The 1,401-nt window shown below is 41.8% G+C and carries 2 protein-coding genes; both read right to left on the reverse strand.

Going from position 1 to position 1,401, the window contains the following annotated elements; genetic code table 11:
* Positions 1-149 precede the first annotated feature (149 nt).
* A complete protein-coding gene (locus BM060_RS32845; RefSeq protein WP_135499841.1) occupies positions 150-650 on the reverse strand; it encodes a hypothetical protein in 501 nt (166 codons plus the stop codon).
* A gap of 20 nt (positions 651-670) precedes the next feature.
* Positions 671-1,213, reverse strand: a complete 543-nt coding sequence (locus BM060_RS32850; protein WP_135499840.1) for an XAC2610-related protein — start codon at positions 1,211-1,213, stop codon at positions 671-673.
* Between the last annotated feature and the right edge of the window lie 188 nt (positions 1,214-1,401).

Raw genomic sequence — 1,401 nt, forward strand, 5'->3', positions numbered from 1 at the left:
CTGACCAGCGGCTGGTCCGGGTCGCCTTCGAGGAAGTCCACCAGCACTTCCATGCCGAATGTAGTTTCTGTGGCAATAACTCAAGATAGCGAGAGGAATGAGCGTTAAAAAATCGTCTCGACTTTCACCCTCATTACCTGCGACAGCACCTAGTCTATGCCACCCTCATACTTACCAGAGCCTGGATTGAAGCTCCAAACGTGCGACCTGATAAGTGCCTGGTCGTCCGCATGTATGATTTCACCCGACTTATCTCGCTGATAGGAGAGGAACACGACATCTCTATAGCTGTTATTTATCGACCCAATCTCTTTCACACCCGCAAAATAATCCCCCCCCACAAATTGAAGAAAGCCCTTGCATTGGACGAAAATTCCGAAAGTTCTATCCTTGGCAGATCCCTGACTATCAAATGACTCAAATATGTAGTCCTTATTGCCATCACCATTAAGGTCTGCTTGATAGGCAATACGTCCTCGCTCCCGTGAAATATCAGTGTCTTGAATAGTAGTTAAAATGTTCGTAACTCTGTCACCCTCCCGCCACTCAGATAGGAAATTTCTTGTATTTTTTTCTCCTTTGCAGACTTCGACTTCACCAGCGACCACATTGAAGCTAGCGAAAAGCAACATGATTATCGGTAGTTTCATGACTAATCCCCGGTGGGCCATTAATCTTTCTTAACTATTGGGGCTACTTTCCTTTCGGATATCTTTCCGTCATTGTATTTTTCAAAGTAAGAGTATGTATCTCCTGTTGAGGGGTCGCAGTAGGTTCCTTTCATGGCTGTAATTTCTAATTTTTCCTCCTTGTTGAATTTGTATTCTTCACTCCAGGTATCGCAGTTGCTTGAAGAAAAGCAGGTTCCTGAGATTCTCTTGTTTTTTTCATCAATTTCAAGGCATGGAATGTTGCTTATCTCTTCGTTCTTTATGAAGCTCTTGCTTTTTTCGTTAAAAATAAAAACGGATGACATCTGAGTCTGACCGGAGGGCGGATGTCTAATTATAATTTCGGGTTGTCCGTCGAAGTTTATATCTGTGCATTCAATTTTTTCATTGTCTGAGAGATTTTCGAGTAAAGTTTCTATTTTGTTTTTGAGCTTACCTGTGCAGTTATATGGTTTTGAATGCTTTTCGTCAGATGTGTATTGTTCAGTTGGAAGAGTTTTGGGGAGATATAAAATTGCAAATAAAGGCAGTATGTATCTCACTGTGTGCGTCTTTTTAAGTTTGTTTGATGTAAGAGATAGCCTACCTTGGAAAGATTTGGCGATTTTCCTGTATTGTTGTTTTTTAGTTGTCGGGTTGGACTATCTCCGCTTCCATGTCAGCACAAGCCTCTTGGGGTTGTAGGATCTTTTTATTATCGATTTGCTGTATGCAGATTGGCTTCTCGAAT

The organism is Pseudomonas citronellolis (assembly GCF_900112375.1).
GTDB lineage: Bacteria > Pseudomonadota > Gammaproteobacteria > Pseudomonadales > Pseudomonadaceae > Pseudomonas > Pseudomonas citronellolis.

Bases quoted from the DNA above. Each gene is read 5' to 3' on its own strand.
- BM060_RS32845 (WP_135499841.1), bottom strand. From the start codon at position 650: ATGAAACTACCGATAATCATGTTGCTTTTCGCTAGCTTCAATGTGGTC.